This window comes from Streptomyces sp. NPDC051976, from assembly GCF_040680795.1.
In the GTDB taxonomy this organism is placed as follows: domain Bacteria; phylum Actinomycetota; class Actinomycetes; order Streptomycetales; family Streptomycetaceae; genus Actinacidiphila.
This window is the reverse complement of record NZ_JBFAXL010000033.1, coordinates 41,806-55,253: the sequence shown is the minus strand read 5'-3', so window position 1 is coordinate 55,253 and position 13,448 is coordinate 41,806. Positions and strand designations below refer to the sequence as shown.

The 13,448-nt window shown below is 74.4% G+C and carries 11 protein-coding genes; 7 read left to right on the top strand and 4 right to left on the bottom strand.

The features are described from left to right. The first annotated feature begins 83 nt into the window (after window positions 1–83). From leuE to AB0M29_RS28045, 5 genes are all read left to right on the top strand, one after another. Window positions 84–743: a leucine efflux protein LeuE gene (leuE, locus tag AB0M29_RS28065; protein ID WP_365387445.1), complete on the top strand. Its 660-nt coding sequence runs from the start codon at window positions 84–86 to the stop codon at window positions 741–743. A gap of 129 nt (window positions 744–872) precedes the next feature. Then, on the top strand, window positions 873–2,273 hold the full coding sequence (locus tag AB0M29_RS28060) for a glutamate decarboxylase (protein ID WP_365387444.1): 1,401 nt from the start codon (window positions 873–875) through the stop codon (window positions 2,271–2,273). A gap of 94 nt (window positions 2,274–2,367) precedes the next feature. Further along, window positions 2,368–2,583, top strand: a complete 216-nt coding sequence (locus AB0M29_RS28055; protein ID WP_365387441.1) for a dodecin — start codon at window positions 2,368–2,370, stop codon at window positions 2,581–2,583. A 207-nt stretch (window positions 2,584–2,790) separates the two neighbouring features. Next, window positions 2,791–3,273, top strand: a complete 483-nt coding sequence (locus AB0M29_RS28050; protein WP_365387438.1) for a hypothetical protein — start codon at window positions 2,791–2,793, stop codon at window positions 3,271–3,273. After that, window positions 3,270–4,307: a rod shape-determining protein gene (locus AB0M29_RS28045; protein ID WP_365387436.1), complete on the top strand. Its 1,038-nt coding sequence runs from the start codon at window positions 3,270–3,272 to the stop codon at window positions 4,305–4,307. The genes AB0M29_RS28050 and AB0M29_RS28045 overlap by 4 nt, the downstream gene beginning before the upstream one ends. 196 nt (window positions 4,308–4,503) lie before the next feature. Here the strand turns inward: AB0M29_RS28045 and AB0M29_RS28040 are convergent, their stop codons facing one another. The 3 genes from AB0M29_RS28040 to AB0M29_RS28030 form a co-directional block, all read right to left on the bottom strand. Further along, a complete protein-coding gene (locus AB0M29_RS28040) occupies window positions 4,504–5,493 on the bottom strand; it encodes a DUF2786 domain-containing protein (RefSeq protein ID WP_365387434.1) in 990 nt (329 codons plus the stop codon). 368 nt (window positions 5,494–5,861) lie between these two features. Then, the gene (locus AB0M29_RS28035; protein ID WP_365387431.1) at window positions 5,862–6,791 is read right to left on the bottom strand and encodes a M56 family metallopeptidase; all 930 of its coding nucleotides are present in this window, start codon (window positions 6,789–6,791) and stop codon (window positions 5,862–5,864) included. Then, window positions 6,788–7,246: a BlaI/MecI/CopY family transcriptional regulator gene (locus AB0M29_RS28030; protein WP_365387430.1), complete on the bottom strand. Its 459-nt coding sequence runs from the start codon at window positions 7,244–7,246 to the stop codon at window positions 6,788–6,790. Before AB0M29_RS28030 ends, AB0M29_RS28035 begins: the two co-directional genes overlap by 4 nt. A gap of 114 nt (window positions 7,247–7,360) precedes the next feature. On the opposite strand from AB0M29_RS28030, the gene AB0M29_RS28025 reads away from it, so the two are divergent. Together AB0M29_RS28025 and AB0M29_RS28020 are read left to right on the top strand one after the other, a co-directional pair. Then, complete coding sequence (locus AB0M29_RS28025) at window positions 7,361–8,044, top strand: DedA family protein (RefSeq protein ID WP_365387428.1); 684 nt, start codon at window positions 7,361–7,363, stop codon at window positions 8,042–8,044. Continuing rightward, entirely contained in the window at window positions 8,041–8,667 is a 627-nt protein-coding gene (locus tag AB0M29_RS28020) for a phosphatase PAP2 family protein (protein WP_365387426.1), read from the top strand. The genes AB0M29_RS28025 and AB0M29_RS28020 overlap by 4 nt, the downstream gene beginning before the upstream one ends. Window positions 8,668–8,674: 7 nt before the next feature. Here AB0M29_RS28020 and AB0M29_RS28015 read toward each other — a convergent pair whose 3' ends face one another. Next, window positions 8,675–13,447, bottom strand: a complete 4,773-nt coding sequence (locus AB0M29_RS28015; protein WP_365387550.1) for a DNA repair ATPase — start codon at window positions 13,445–13,447, stop codon at window positions 8,675–8,677. Window position 13,448: the final 1 nt, after the last annotated feature.

Below are 13,448 nucleotides of genomic sequence, written 5' to 3'. Positions count from 1 at the left end.
GGGTTGCGCCCGGGGGCGGGGAAGGGCGGGTGGGTGGGAGAAAATCGGGCTGGGGTGGCCGGAATGGGTGGCACACTTGTCCGATGCTGGGGACTACCGATCTCTCGACGTATCTGGCCGGGCTGGCCCTCATCGTGCTGCTGCCCGGGCCGAACTCGCTGTACGTGGTGTCGGTGGCGGCGCGGCGGGGGCCGCGGGTCGCCTATCGGGCGGCAGCCGGGGTGGTCTGCGGGGACACCGTGCTGATGGTGCTGTCCGCGGGCGGGGTGGCGTCGCTGCTGAAGGCGAGCCCGCTCGCCTTCGACGTGGTGAAGTTCGCCGGTGCGGGCTATCTGACCTGGCTGGCCGTCGGGATGCTGCGCGGCGCCCGCCGGATGTGGCGCGAGCGCGTCTCGCACCGCGAGGGGGCCGCCGCGGACGGGCCCACCGCCGAGGCCGTCGAGCGCCCTTACCGCCGGGCGCTGGTGGTCAGCCTGTTCAACCCGAAGGCGATCTTGTTCTTCATCGCCTTCTTCGTGCAGTTCGTCGATCCCGACTACGCGCACCCGGCCCTGTCCTTCCTGGTCCTCGGCGCCTGGGCGCAGCTCTTCAGCATCACGTACCTGTCGGTCCTGATCTTCGGCGGCAGCTACCTGGCCGCGGCCTTCCGCCGCCGCCGGCGACTGGCGGCAGGTCTTTCCGCGGGCGCCGCGGCGCTCTTCCTGGGCTTCGCCGCGAAGCTGTCGCTGGCCAGCGCGGGCTAGGACGGGCGGAGCCGGGGCGGGGCGGGGCGGGCGTACCGGGAGCGGCCGCCCGCGCGTCGGAGGCGGACAGCGGCAGCACGCGTGTACAGACTGGGCACGCTGAGGAAGCCGACTCACCGGAAGGCTGTCATGTCGCTGCACAAGGGCTCCGGCACGTCCCGCAACATCTCCGTCAACCCGTTCTTCGGGGAGGCCGATCCGATCGGCGGCATGCACACGGCGCCGCCCAAGCACCGCCTCCCCGACGGCCCGATGTCGCCGCACGCCGCCTACCAGCTCGTGCACGACGAGCTGATGCTGGACGGCAACGCGCGGCTGAACCTGGCGACCTTCGTCACCACCTGGATGGAACCCCAGGCCACGGTGCTGATGGCGGAGTGCGCCGACAAGAACATGATCGACAAGGACGAGTACCCGCGCACCGCGGAACTGGAGCGGCGTTGCGTATCGATGCTCGCCGACCTGTGGAACGCGCCCGACCCCAGCACCGCCGTCGGCTGCTCCACCACCGGCTCGTCCGAGGCGTGCATGCTCGCCGGAATAGCGCTCAAGCGCCGCTGGATCAAGCGCAACCCGGGCTACCCGGCCACCGCCAGGCCCAACCTGGTGATGGGCGCCAACGTGCAGGTGTGCTGGGAGAAGTTCGCCAACTTCTGGGAGGTCGAGATGCGGCTGGCGCCCATGGAGGGCGACCGGCTGCACCTGGACGCGGACTCGGCGATGGCGCTGGTCGACGAGAACACCATCGGTGTGGTCGCGGTGCTCGGCTCGACCTTCGACGGTTCCTACGAGCCGGTCGCGGAGATCTGCGCGGCGCTCGACGCGTACGAGGAGCGGACCGGCGTCCATGTGCCGGTGCACGTCGACGGCGCCTCGGGCGGCATGATCGCGCCCTTCCTGGACGAGGACCTGGTCTGGGACTTCCGGCTGCCGCGGGTGGCGTCCATCAACACCTCGGGGCACAAGTACGGCCTGGTCTACCCGGGTGTCGGCTGGGCGCTGTGGCGTGACGCGGACGCGCTGCCCGAGGAGCTGGTCTTCCGGGTGAACTACCTCGGCGGCGACATGCCGACCTTCGCGCTGAACTTCTCGCGGCCCGGCGCCCAGGTGGTCGCGCAGTACTACACCTTCCTGCGGCTGGGCTGGGACGGGTACCGGGCGGTGCAGCAGAACAGCCGTGACGTGGCCAGGTCGGTGGCGGCGCGGTTCGCGGAGCTGCCGGACTTCCGGCTGATCACCAGCGGGGACGAGCTGCCGGTGTTCGCGGTCACCACCGCGCCGGACGTGAAGTCCTTCGACGTCTTCGACGTCTCGCGGCGGCTGCGCGAGCACGGCTGGCTGGTGCCCGCGTACACCTTCCCCGCCGACCGGGAGGACCTCGCGGTGCTGCGGGTCGTCTGCCGCAACGGCTTCTCGGAGGACCTGGCCGACCTGCTGCTGGAGGACATCAACCGGGTGCTGCCGGAACTGCGCCGCCAGTCGCAGCCCTTGAAGCGCCCGGAGAACGTGGCGACGGCCTTCCACCACTGACGACGCGCCCCGCACCCCCCGGGCGGTCCCCGGGGTGCGGGGCGGCCGGACCTGCGGCACGGTGGAGAGGACCTCACCGAAAGGCAGGACCGTCATGTCCGAGCACACCTACCGGGTGACCGAGATCGTCGGCACCTCGCACGACAGCATCGCCGACGCGGTCAAGAACGGCGTCGCGCGTGCCTCGCAGACGCTGCGCGGCCTGGACTGGTTCGAGGTGACCCAGGTCCGCGGGCACATCGAGGACGGTCAGGTCGCGCACTTCCAGGTGGGCCTGAAGGTCGGCTTCCGGCTGGAGGACGCGCAGTAGCCCCAGCATTCCCCGCATCCCCCGGGTGGCGGCAGCGCTCCGCCGTCCGGGGGAACAGTGCTGCCCCGACGCCCGAACGGCCGCTCCCTGTACGGCGTAAGACCGGTCGACAAATCCGACAGATCGTCAGATCCTTTTGTCGTTAAGGCGGGTAATTGCCGGATATGGGCATCCCGCCGTGGACGCCGACGTATCTCGGGAGCTTGCATGAGCCAGGCCGCCACGCCACCGCCGCCCCCGCCGGGGCAGCACACACCACCGGAACCCACGCCGCGCGAGACCGCCTGGGCGGCGGGCGGCACTCTCTTCGCCGGGATGCTGATGCTGTTCGGCGGTGCGATGGCGATCCTCGAAGGCGTCGTGGGCATCTCGAAGGACTCCGTCTACCTGGTGACGCGCGGCGACTACACGTACAAGTTCGACGTCAGCTCCTGGGGCTGGATCCACCTGGTCCTCGGTGTGCTCGCGGTCGTCGTCGGCTGGGGGCTGCTCAGCCAGGGCGCGCCCTGGTCCCGCTACGGCGGCATGCTCATCGCCGGGCTGAGCATGGTCGCCAACTTCATGTTCCTGCCGTACCAGCCGGTCTGGTCGGTGATCATGATCGGCATCGACATCTTCGTCATCTGGTCGCTGTCCACCTACCACCCGGGGCACGGCCCCGCGGGCACCCACGCGGGAGGACTGCTGTGACCGCCAGCCCCACACTCGACCAACTCCGCCGCTGCTCCGTCGCCGTGGACATCGGCGCGGCCCGCACACGGGTCTACGTACGCAACGTCGGCATGGTCGCCGACGAGCCGAGCGTGGCCGCGCTCGACATCCGCACCGGCGCGCTCATCGCCGTCGGCGGCCGCGCCGAGCAGATGGCCGGGCGCACCCCCAGCCACATCCGGGTGGTCCGCCCGGTCTCCAGCGGCGCGGTCGTCGATATCGCGATGGCGCAGCGGATGCTGCGGCACGTGCTCGGCGACAAGCTGGGCAAGCGGTGGCGCCGGATGCCGGTGCTGCGGGCCGCGGTCTGCATGCCGCACGGCAGCGAGCCGATCGCCCGGCGGGCGGCCATCGAGACGATGTACGGGCTCGGCGCCCGGCGGGTGGAACTGGTCGACACCCTCATCGCCGCGGCCGTCGGCAGCGGGCTGCCGGTGGAGCACCCCGAGGCCACGATGATCGTGGTGTGCGGCGCCGGTACGACGCAGGTGGCCGTGCTGTCGCTGGGGGCGATCGTGGCGGCCGAGACGGTGCCGGTCGGCGGCGACGCGATCGACCGGGCGGTGGTGCAGCACCTGCGCAACGCGCACGAGCTGATGCTGCCCAGCCAGTCGGTGCGGCCGCTGCACCAGATGCTCGGTGGCCCGGCGGCCGGCGGCACCGTCACCACCGAGGTGCACGGCCGCGACGTGGTGAGCGGTCTGGCCCGCTCGGTCCTCGTCGAGACGGAGGGCGTGCGCCACGCCATGCGCACCCCGCTCACGTCCGTGCTGGACGCCATCACCACCGTCCTGCGCGTCTGCCCGCCCGACCTGGTCGCCGACCTGGCCGACCGGGGCATCATGCTCGCGGGAGGCAGCGCCCTCATGCCCGGCCTCGACCTGATGCTCCGCCAGGCCACCGGTATGCCCGTCCATGTCGCCGACCACCCCGACACCGTGGCCGTCCAGGGCCTCGGCGCCATGATCGAGGGCCGCGTCAGCCCGATGGTCCTCGACCCGCTCCCGGCGTGACGCGCGCTGCGCTTGCGGAGGGCGGTGCCCCGTTAGGGGCGCGGGGAACTGCGCGGCCCGCCGTCGCGTGGCTGCAGGTCACCACCGGCCCCAATGGGGCAGACGCGTTGTCTCCCGACCACCGGCCCGGTGGGGGCTGAGCGCGCAGTTCCCCGCGCCCCTACGGGGCACTACGGTGCCTGGCCCACCGACGGGGCTAGCTCTTCCGTCCGGGCAGGGTGGCGCCGTCGGCGGCGGACTCGCCGTGGCGCCAGCCTTCCGCGTCGCGGCCCTTGAGGCGGGACGTGGTGGTCGTCGGGAAGAGGCGGCGGGTGGTGTCCTCGACGGCGAGATCGCGGGCGGCCAGGGCCGGGAGGAGGTCGGTGGCGGTGCGGGCGCAGTCGCTGACCTCCGCCGCGGTGGCGGCGGCCAGCCGTTCGCGGATCCGGGCCGCGTAGGCGATCAGGAAGGACTCGCGGAAGTCGCGGGAGCGGGAGGTGCGGCCGCGGTGCAGGGCGTGGTCGGCCTGGACGAGCAGTGAGGTGTAGAGGAGTTCTACGGCGTCGAGGTCCGGTTCGTGGCCCACGACGGTGGAGAAGCCGAAGTCGGCGGACCAGACGGACTGGCAGCGGTTCGCCGCGGCGACGGCGTCCAGGAGGAGGGCTTTCGGCCCTTCGTAGGGCCGGTCCACGCCGATCCGGCGCGCGCCCGGCCCGCCGTGGCCCGGGTCGGCCACCAGTGCCTCGTCGATGCTGTGCCGCGCCATCAGATGCTGGGCCTTGGCCGACAGCGCCTCGGCTTCCTCCGGGAAGCCGGTGGACTCCGCCTTGGCCAGCAGTGCGCGGATCCGGCCGAGCATGCGGGAGGCGCCGCGGGTCGCCGGGACCGCCGGGGCGGCGGGGGTGAGGGCTGTGATGCGGGGCAGCCGCGCGTACAGGCAGAGGAGTTCCACCAGGGTGGTGGCGGCCGAGAAGCGGTCGAGGCGCTCTTCCCGGGCGAAGCCGGGCAGCCCGGCGCCGTCCTTCTCCGCGAACTTCGCGGCGAGCCGCTGGTGCTGGGGGCCGAGCTCGCGCGCGGCCATCCGCACCATGTCGGCCTCGCCCCACCCCCTGGCCACCCCTTCCCGCACCACCCGCCCCCTCACACCCTCGGCGGCCTCCCCCCACCGCTCTCCGGCTGCCGCCAGCACCGAGGCAGCCCCATCCACCTCCGCCTCACCCCCACCCGCCGCCACGGCCCGGCCAAACGCCCGCTCAAACTCATCCACCCCCCAAGTGTCGCCTCCCGCGAGGAGGACCTCGCCCCGAAGGGGCGCGGGGAACTGCGCGCTCAGGCCCCACCGGGCCGGTGGTCGGGAAACAACGCGTCTGCCCCATTGGGGCCGGTGGTGACCTGCAGCCACGCGACGGCTGGTCGCGCAGTTCCCCGCGCCCCTACGGGGCACTACGGTGCCTGGCCCTCCGCAAGCGCAGCCCGCGTCCCGCCCCTACGGGGCACTACCGGTGCCTGGCCTTCCGCAAGGGCAGCGATCGGGGCACTACGGAGCCCGGGTCTTTCGCGAGCGCGCCGCAGGCGTTATTCGCCTTGGGCCGTTTCGATTGTGCCGTGGAGGTCGCTGGCGGCGTCGAGTGCGGAGGCGGCGGAGAGGGCGAGGCAGGTGGCGAGGACGGCGGCTATGGCGCGGGGGGCGCGGGCGCGGAGGAGGTGGGGGGTGGTGGGCGGGAGGGCGAGGAGGGCGGCGACGCGGCGGGGAACGGGACCGGTGGCGGCGGAGAGAGCCGCGTGCGGGCGGCCGGGCAGCGGCCGGGCGGCGAGGGCGGCGCGCCCGATCGCCCGGGCGGCCAGCCGCCGGTCCCCGACGACCGCGGCCGCGGCCTCGTCGGCCCAGCGCTCCAGCGCGTACGAGAGCGGGTCGCGCAGAATCCGCAGCGCCGGGTGGCAGGCGCAGGCGAGGGCGACCACGGCGAGGAAGAGGTGGTGCCGCCCGGCGAGGTGCGCCCGCTCGTGGGCGAGCAGCGCCTCCCGCTCGGCCGGGTCGAGCGCCCGCAGCATCCCGGTGGTGACCACGATCCGCCCCGGCCTGCCCGGCAGGGCGTACGCGTCGGCCCCCGGATCCTGCAGGACGGTCAGGTCGCCCGCGGCCATCCCGGCCCGCACCGCGGTCCGCCGGGCCCGTGCGGCGAGCACGAGATGGCGGCGCGAGGTCCGTACGAGGGTGGCCACGACGACGGCGAGCAGCACCGCGGCGACGATCCCCGCCGGATCCGTCTCCTGGTCGCCGACCACCGGTAGGACGAGGTGCCCGAACGCGGCCACCGGCGGCAGCCGCAGCGCCCCCGCCCCGGCGAGCAGGCACAGCGCGGCGGTGCTGCACGCGGCCAGCGCCGTCGCGGAGACCGCCAGCAGCCAGGCCGCGGCCCGCGGTGGCAGCGCGTCGGCGAGCCGCCGGGCGGCGGGCGCGGCGAGCAGCGGCACCAGCAGCGGCGCCCAGACGGCGTAGTTCACCGCGTACCGCCTTCACCCGTACGGTCGCCGGAGGCGCGGGAGGCGTCCGAAGCGCCGGACGGGCCGGGCTCCCCGCCCTCCGCCTGCGCCAGCAGCTCCCGCAGCAGCCGCTCGTCGTCCGGGTCGAGCTGGGAGACGAAGCGGGCCAGTACGGTCCCGCGGTCGTCCTCGGCCGACTTGTCGAGTTCGGTGCGCATCCGCCGGGCGGCCAGCCCGGGCGAGTCCTGCACCGGCAGATACGCGTAGCCGCGGCCGGAGCGGGTGCGGCTGACCGAGCCCTTCTCGTGCAGCCGGGCGAGGATCGTGGTGACGGTGGTGCGGGCCAGCGCCGTACCGAGTTCGCGCTGGACGTCCGCCGGGGTGAGGGCGCGGCCGTCGGCCGCCCACAGAGCGGCCAGCACACTCGCTTCGAGCTCACCCGAAGGGCGGCGTGCCGCCGCGTTGGCCTCCGGCATGGAACGCCCCTTCCCGGTCCGTCGTCTACAGTTTTGTAGACCGACTACACGACTGTAGTCGGCGGAGGTGCCTGTGTGCGCCCCCGGAACCCATTATGGGAGGGCTCCACCGCCATGCCCCTGCCCGTGCTGAACCAGGCCGTCAACGTGCTCGACGCCAGTTCCCTGCTGGCGTCCTTCGGCGCGGTCGGCATCGCCGTCGTGATGTTCGCCGAGACCGGCCTGCTGGTGGGCTTCTTCCTGCCCGGTGACTCGCTCCTCTTCACCGCGGGACTGCTCTGCGTCCCCGGTGCCTCCGATGTGGTGCATCTCTCGTTGTGGCAGGTGCTGGTCGCCGCCCTCGCGGGCGCGCTGCTGGGCGCGCAGGCCGGATACGTGATCGGCCGCCGCGGCGGCCCCGCGCTGCTGGCCAGGACCAAGAACCGCAAGCTGCACGAGGGCGCGGCCAGAGCCGCGGAGCTCCTGGAGCGCTACGGGCACGCCAAGGCCGTCGTCCTCGCCCGCTTCATCCCGATCGTGCGCACCGTGCTGAACCCGCTGGCCGGGACCCTGAACGTGCCGGTGCGCACCTTCACCGTCTGGCAGATCGCGGGCGGCACGGTGTGGACCGTCGGCCTGGTGCTGGGCGGGTACGGGCTCGGCTCGTCGATCCCGCACGTGGACACCTACCTGCTGCCGATCGTCGCGCTGATCGTGATCGCGTCGCTCACCCCGCTGGTCCTGGAGATCCGGCGCGGCCGCCGCGGCGGCGCCGCCCCCGCGGGCACACCGGCCACCGCCGACCCGGAGCGCCGGTGAACTCCCGGATCGACGCGGGCCTGTACCGCTGGGTCATCGACCTCACCCATCGCACGCCCGAGCCGCTCAACGACGTGATCCGGTTCCTCAGCGACTACGGTCTGGGCGTCTTCGCCGTCCTGATGCTGCTCGTGTGGTGGCGGGCCCGGCCCGCGGACTCCGCGCGGATGGCGACGGCGCTGTCCGTACCGTTCACCGTCGTGGTCGCGTACCTGGTCAACGACGTGGTGAAGTCGATCTTCGACGAGCAGCGGCCGTGCCGGACGCTGCACACCGTCACCGTCGAGGCCTGTCCGGCCCTCGGCGACTGGTCCTTCCCCAGCAACCACGCGGCGATCGCCGGCGCCGCGGCCGTCGCGCTGGTACTGGCCGACCGCCGCCTGCTCGGCTGGACCGCCGTGCCCTTCGCGCTGCTGCTGGCCGCCTCCCGGGTGTGGATCGGCGTCCACTACCCGCACGACGTGCTGGTCGGCCTGCTCGTCGGCGCCCTGGTCGCCACCCCGCTCACCCTGTCGGCCCGCCGGGCCGCCCCGGCCGTGGACAAGCTCCGCGCCACCCGGCTGCGCCCGCTGCTGGCCGACGGCCCGGGCACGGGGCAGCCCCTGCGGCCCGCGCCCCACTGACAGCCGCTCACCGCGTCCGGGCCGCCTCCGCGCGGTAGGCCGCCTTCACCTCCGCCCAGCGGGCGGCCTGGGCCGCGTCCGCCGTCCCCCGCAGCTCCGCCAGCTTGAGCAGCGCCGCCTCCGCGCCCGAGGCGAGCGTCTGGGCCTCCGCGCGGTAGTGGTCGGTGACGACCGCGTCGAGTTCCGCGTCGTTGAGCGAGGGCACGATACGGGCCGCCAGCCGGTTCATGTTCCGGTACGAGCCCTGCAGCAGGAACGGCGGTTCGGTGCGCGAGGCGTCCCCGCGGGCGGCCGAGGCGATGTACTCCGCGTTGACGGCCAGCACGGTCGCGCGGGCCCGCAGCAGATGGCGCAGCACCGCGACGATCGGCGCCCGCTCGGCGGGCGGGTACGGGTGGACCAGGTCCTCGGGGCGGGCCGTCGGGTCCGACCCGGCCAGCCGGACGAGGAGTTCGAGGTCGGCGCGGTCGCGTCCGGCGAGCGGGGCGAGGGTGTCGTTCGCGGTGAGGGCGTTCTCCACATAGCTGAGCGCGAAGAGGTCGTCCCGGCCGGTCAGGACGTCCCCCAGGTTCCACACGTCGGCGCGGTTGGCGAGCATGTCGGGGACCTGGAAGCGGCGGCCGGACTCGGTGTACGGGTTGCCCGCCATGCAGACGGCGAAGCGCTTGCCCCGCAGGTCGTAGCTGCCCGCCGCGCCCTCGACGCGGCGCTGGGCGTCGCACAGCGGGATGAACTTCTGCAGCAGTTCGGGTGAGGTGTGCTGGATGTCGTCCAGGTGGAGCAGCACGTTGGAGCCCAGCTCCAGCGCGAAGTTGATCCTCTCCACCTCGCGGCGGGCGGTCGCGTCCGGCGCGCGGTCCGGGTCGAGCGAGGTGACGGCGCTGCCGAGGGCCGGTCCCGAGACGGTCACCAGTGCCAGGCCGAGGCGGGCGGCGACGTATTCGATCAGCGACGTCTTGCCGTATCCCGGCGGGGACATCAGCATCAGCAGGCCGCCGGGCGCACCGAACTGCTTGGCCAGGTTGTCGCCGATCAGCGGCAGATAGACCTCGTCCAGCAGCCGGTTGCGGACGAAGCCGGTCAACGGCCGTGCCCGGTACGCCGCGAGGCCCAGCCGGTCGCGTTCGGCGGCCACCACCTCGCCGCGCCGCCGCTGGTAGGCGCGGTACGCGGGCACCTCGTCGGCCCTGAACCGCCGTACGCGGTCCAGCAGTTCGTCCAGCCGTACGGTCATCCGCCGCCCGGTGATCCGCGGGTGCGCCCCGAGCAGCCCCTCCACGGTCACCTCCACCGGCGCGTCCGACTCGCGGCGCACCAGCTCCGGCCCGCACACGAACGACGCGACGGCCTCCGCCAGATCCCCCTCGCCCGTCCCCTGGTCGGCGACGCCGCCCAGCCACCCCCGCACCAGCTGCTGCTTGGCGGCCAACTCCCCGCCCAGCCCGCCCAGATCCTCCTCGAACTCCTTGTACGGCACCCCGTGCACCCCGCCGAGCGCCGCCACGAACCGCTCCCGCACCCCCCGTGCCCCCACCCCGCCGACGAACCCGCCCCGCCCCTCGGCCAGCTCCTCGACGAGGTACTCCCCGACGAGCCCGAAGTCCGCCGCGTCCGCCGCGTCCGCCGCGTCCGGCCCTCCGGCTGCGAGGCCGGTCGCCGCGAAGAAGTCCCGTGCCGCCGCGGCCAGTTCGGCGGCCAGGGCGCCGAGCGCGACGGTGGCCCGGGAGGCCGGGGAACCGCCGAAGGCGGCGTTCGCCCGGGTCAGGGAGCGGGCGCGGGTGGTCCAAGTGGTGCGTTGGGGTGGGGTGGGGGCGTGGGTCCAGAAGAGCTGGGCGGCGGCGCGGGTGGCCGCGGGGTAGCGGAGGAGGGCGGCGGCGGTGGCCAGCGGGTGGAGGGCGGTCAGCAGGAGGGTGGCGTCGTGGTCGTGGACACCGCGTTCGTAGCCCTCGTCGAGCCGGGCCGCGGCGGCGGCGCGGACCAGCGCGTCCAGGTCGGCGCCCTCGGGGACGCGGTCGAGCAGCAGGGTGGCCGCCAGGTACTCCGCCCGGTAGAGGGCGGGCGACTCCGAGACCACCGGGCGGTCCCAGAAGCGGCGGGTGGCCGCGAAGGCGTCGTCGCGGACCGGGACCAGGTAGTCGGTGCCGGTGACGGTGAAGGCGAGGCCGCCGTCGTGCGGGACGAGGGCGAGGTCCAGCGGCTGGGTGTTGACCGCGAAGCGGTGCCGTCCGAGCCGGATCGCGGCGCCGCCGGCCTCGTACAGGTCGAGCCGGTCCCGTAGCGCGCGCCCGGTGTCCTGGCGGGCGGCGGCGAGCGCGGCCTCCAACTCGGCGGCGCGGGCCGGGTCGCCGAGGGTGCGCAGTTCCGCCGCGATCCCCCGGTGCCTGGCCGCCATCGGGTCGGAGGCGAAGTAGGTGTTGACCTCGTCGAGCGTGCCGAGCGCCGCGGCCCGGCGGCGGACGCCGTCGAGGACGCGCTCGGCCGAGGCCGCCAACCGCTGGGCCCGCTGGGCGCGTTCGTCGGAGAGCGCCTGCTTGCGCGCGGCGAAGGTCTGGTGGATCTCCTCGCGGCGGGCGGCGAGTGCGGCCAGCCGGTCGTCGTCGGCCGCGAAGCGGGTGGCCAGGTTCTCCACCTGGACGAGCAGCAGGCCGAGCCGCTCCTCGCACTGCTCGGGGGTGTCCGCCCCGGCCAGCGCCCCGCTGACGCTCTGCGCGAGCAGCGCGCTCTCGGCGGCGAACTCCGCCGCGGACTCGGCGGCGAGCAGTTCGCGGCGCCGCGCGTCGAGCAGCGCCCGCGCCTGGTTGACCTCGCCGAGCACCTCCGCGACGGCGGCGAGGATACGGGTGCGGACCGTGGCGTCGGCGATCTCCAGACCGCCGACCGTCTCGGTGACCGTGCCGAGCCCGGCCGCCTGCTCGTCCAGGACCGCGGTCACCGCTGCCGCGTCCGCGGCGGTCGGCAGCGCAGCGGCCTCGGCGGCGGTGGCCGCGACCCGCTCCCGGTAGGCGTCGAAGGCGTCCGCCTGCGCGAAGTGGTCGGCCGCGCGGCCCGCGGCCTCCGTCAGATCGCGGTCGAGCCCCGCGGCGAGCGCGTCCAGCTTCCCGGTGTCGACATAGCGCAGCTCGCGCAGTGACACCAACCGGCCCTGTGCACGCCGCAGTTCGGTCAGCCGCTCGACCCACTGCGCGGCCGAGCTCACCGCCTCGCCGCGCGCCTGCCGTACCACCGTGGTGATCCGCGCCGCGGTCTCCGCGACGGCCTCGGCGGCCCGCGCGGTCAGCTCCCGCACCCGGGCGTACTCAGCGAGCACCTGCCGCCCGGTGTCCCGCACCTCGGCCAGCGGCGCGGCCAGTTCGCCGGTGTCCGGCTCGGCCAGCCAGTGGTAGCGGTCGAGCACCCGCTCGCACGCGGCGACCAGCGCCTCGTGCACCGCCACGGTCGGCGCGCTCTCCAGCGACAGCGCGGTACGGGCCACCGACAGGCTGTCGGCGACGGCCCGGACGAGATCGGGGTTGCCGACGCGTTCCAGCGGTCCGGTGCCCACCGGCTGCGCGGCGGCGTAGGTGTCGGACAGGAACGGGGTGCGCCAGCGCTGCACGGTGTGCACCCGGGCGGGCTCGCCGCCGTCCGCGGCGCGCAGGGTGATCAGGGTGCCGTCCTCGTAGAGCGCGCAGCCCTGGACGTGCAGCGGCGCCGCCGCCTCCTTGCGGATCAGGTTGTACGGCAGCAGCAGCCGGTGGCCGTCGGCGGGGGCGTGGAAGACGTACAGCACGTCCTCGCCGTTGGCCGACCGCACGATCCGCTCGAACTCCAGCTCCCGCGGCCCGGTTTCGTAGGCGCGAGTGCCGCCGGTGGCCAGCGCGTAGCCGCCGGGGAAGACGACGCCCTGGTCGTCGGGGAGCCGCAGGCACGCCTGCCCCAGCGCGTCGAGCCGTTCGATCTCGCCGGTGCGGGTGTTGACGGCGAAATGCCGGTCCGCGCTCTCCCGGTACGGGCGCACGCGGAGCAGCAGCAGCGGGCCGACGGCGGCGTACGCGATGTCCCCGTCGGCGAGCGACTGCAGGGCGTCCTCGACGGGTTCCTCGTACGAGGTGTCGCCGGTCCGCATCGCCAGGGTGCCGCCGGTGGTGGCCACCGTGACGGTGCCGCCGTCCGCGGCGGTCAGGGCGAGGTGCGGGTGCCTGCCCGGCACATGGTCCTCGCGGCTCGCCACGGCCCATCCGACGGCGTACGGCCCCCCGTCGCCCGCCGCCTCCTCGCCGAACTCCCGTGCGGTGCCCTCGTATCCGCAGGTGCCGTCCCGGCCGACCCGCCAGCTCACCACCCGTACGTCCGCCGCCGAAGGGCCGGTCCTGAAGACGGCCAGCAGCCGCCCCTCGGCGACCCGCAGCCGCAGCATCCGCGTCTCGCGGTAGTAGCGGTACAGCTCCCCGAAGTCCCGTACGAACGCGGGGTCGTCGAGCAGTCCGGGCGCGGCCGCCGGCTCCTCGCCGCGCCGCACCTGGAAGACGTCGGCGACGTCCGTCACCTCGGCCGGATTCGCCGCGAAGAGCAGATACGGGCCGACGGCGGCGAGATCCGCCGGGTGGGCGGGGGCGGCGGTGCCGAGGCGTTCGGTGCCGTCCAGCCGCAGGTCGGTGGAGCCGAACACCTCCTGCCGCCGTGCGTTCAGCTCCTCCGCGCAGCCCGCGAGCAGCCGCGCGGAGGCGGTGAGGCGGTCCCGCAGCACCTCGTAGGTCCCGGCATCGAGCGAGCCGCTGCCCGCGGCGCTCTGCTCCGTCATC

What these genes read in the sequence shown, in the direction of transcription:
- AB0M29_RS28015 (WP_365387550.1), bottom strand. Translation starts at nt 13,447, where the DNA reads ATGACGGAGCAGAGCGCCGCGGGCAGCGGCTCGCTCGATGCCGGGACC.
- AB0M29_RS28030 (WP_365387430.1), bottom strand. Translation starts at nt 7,246, where the DNA reads ATGCCGGAGGCCAACGCGGCGGCACGCCGCCCTTCGGGTGAGCTCGAA.
- AB0M29_RS28050 (WP_365387438.1), top strand. Translation starts at nt 2,791, where the DNA reads ATGAGCCAGGCCGCCACGCCACCGCCGCCCCCGCCGGGGCAGCACACA.
- AB0M29_RS28025 (WP_365387428.1), top strand. Translation starts at nt 7,361, where the DNA reads ATGCCCCTGCCCGTGCTGAACCAGGCCGTCAACGTGCTCGACGCCAGT.
- AB0M29_RS28055 (WP_365387441.1), top strand. Translation starts at nt 2,368, where the DNA reads ATGTCCGAGCACACCTACCGGGTGACCGAGATCGTCGGCACCTCGCAC.
- AB0M29_RS28060 (WP_365387444.1), top strand. Translation starts at nt 873, where the DNA reads ATGTCGCTGCACAAGGGCTCCGGCACGTCCCGCAACATCTCCGTCAAC.
- leuE (WP_365387445.1), top strand. Translation starts at nt 84, where the DNA reads ATGCTGGGGACTACCGATCTCTCGACGTATCTGGCCGGGCTGGCCCTC.